Below are 1585 nucleotides of genomic sequence, written 5' to 3'. Positions count from 1 at the left end.
CGCAAAAGCATCGACAAAAAAATCGCATTCCTATGGATAGTCTCAGCCGCGCATTGCTGCCATAGGTATCCTCCATTGATTCAGACGGTCAGGGCGTGGCTTCCGACGGTCGTCTGTAATGAAAGGAATGCCTTCATGTTGTGCCAAGCAAGGGTTGAGTCCGCCGTTCGATCTCAGCTGATGCAACACAATCCTTGCCCTCTCGACGCGTTGCTGGCCCGGCTGCCTCAGTTTTCTTGGAACGAGGTATTCGCCGCCGTCGATCGGCTCAGCCGAACAGGCGAACTCGTCCTGCGCCATCCGGCGCGCTTCAGCTACGAAGTGTCGCTTGGGATCATGAGGATCGGCGCCGCTGATTGGAGTTCTCATGTCGAACGCAAGAGAACCCTCGAGTGATGTGTCATCGCGCCGAATGATTACATCCAGGCCGTCCCTACATTCCTACCAAAACAGACCGCGACGGACACGGATGCGGCACCTGTTCCAGGGACTCCGTTGAAACACGCTGACGATGGCAGCCGACATGGAGACGTTCTGGAACATGGAATGGCCGTCAACCGGTCCGAGAGTCGTTACATCAAAAATACCCGGGAGGAAAGGTACCGATTATGCCGGTAAAAAAACAACCAAGGTCTCGTTCCAATCGTGTCGCGCAAGAGCCGGAGGGCGGAGAGCGCCACAAGAATCAGCTTAACGGTCGCGCCAACGAGCAACAGCCGGACGACCTCCGTGCACGTATCGTCGAACTTGCGTATGTGCTGTATGAACAACGAGGTCGCCGGGATGGTCATGCGCTTGACGACTGGTTGGAAGCCGAACGACAAGTGGCGAGCACTGCTTCATTGAGTTCGTTGTCATGAAGATGTGACGCATGCCATTCGTATGGCGTGACCTGTTGACGGATCAGTGCGCCATGTCTTTGTGAGAGCCCTCGGGGCACCACCAAATCCGAGCTGAACACATCATCGAGGACGTCCACCTCTCTATGTCGCGCTACGTACTTTTCACGGATCTGGACGGTTGTCTATTGGACTGCGATCGCTCCTCCTTTGACCACGTGCGACCGGCGCTCGACTCCCTCCGTTCAGCGCGCATCCCGGTCATTCTCGTCTCCGGAAAGACACGCGCGGAAATCGAACCGCTTCGGGAACGCCTTGATCACCACGATCCCTTCATCGTGGAAAACGGCGCGGCGGCGTATGTCCCGTTCGAGACCTTCGACTTCACGCCGGAACGATCACGCCGCCGGTTTTCTTACCATATCATCGAATTGGGCACGCCCTATGCCCTCCTACGGGATGTGCTACGGCAAATCGAAGACGCGGTGGGAACCCCGCTGCGAGGGTTCGGCGACCTCACCGCCGATGAGATCATGGCGGCGACGGGGCTTTCGCGTGAAGATGCGCTGCGGGCCATGCTTCGGGAGTTCGATGAGCCGTTTTTGGTCAACGGGCCGCCCACGCTCATCGAAGAAATCTGTCGCCAAATCGTGGCCCGAGGTCTCAATTGGACAAGAGGCGGGCGGTTCTTTCACTTGATGGGGAACAACGATGAAGGTCAAGCCGCGGAGATTCTTCTCCGTTGT

At 57.2% G+C, this 1585-nt stretch carries 3 protein-coding genes; all 3 read left to right on the top strand.

Annotated elements, in window-relative coordinates:
- Positions 1–396, top strand: a 396-nt coding sequence (locus tag ACOSYY_RS03915) for a hypothetical protein (RefSeq protein ID WP_421660962.1), incomplete at its 5' end; no start/stop codon positions are given.
- A 212-nt stretch (positions 397–608) separates the two neighbouring features.
- A complete protein-coding gene (locus ACOSYY_RS03910) occupies positions 609–860 on the top strand; it encodes a DUF2934 domain-containing protein (protein WP_421660961.1) in 252 nt (83 codons plus the stop codon).
- 125 nt (positions 861–985) lie between these two features.
- Positions 986–1585, top strand: a 600-nt coding sequence (locus ACOSYY_RS03905) for an HAD hydrolase family protein (RefSeq protein WP_421660960.1), incomplete at its 3' end; no start/stop codon positions are given.

The sequence above is a fragment of the Nitrospira sp. BLG_2 genome (genome assembly GCF_049222245.1).
Note: the sequence above shows the minus strand (reverse complement) of the source record. Positions and strands in the feature narration are given on the sequence as shown.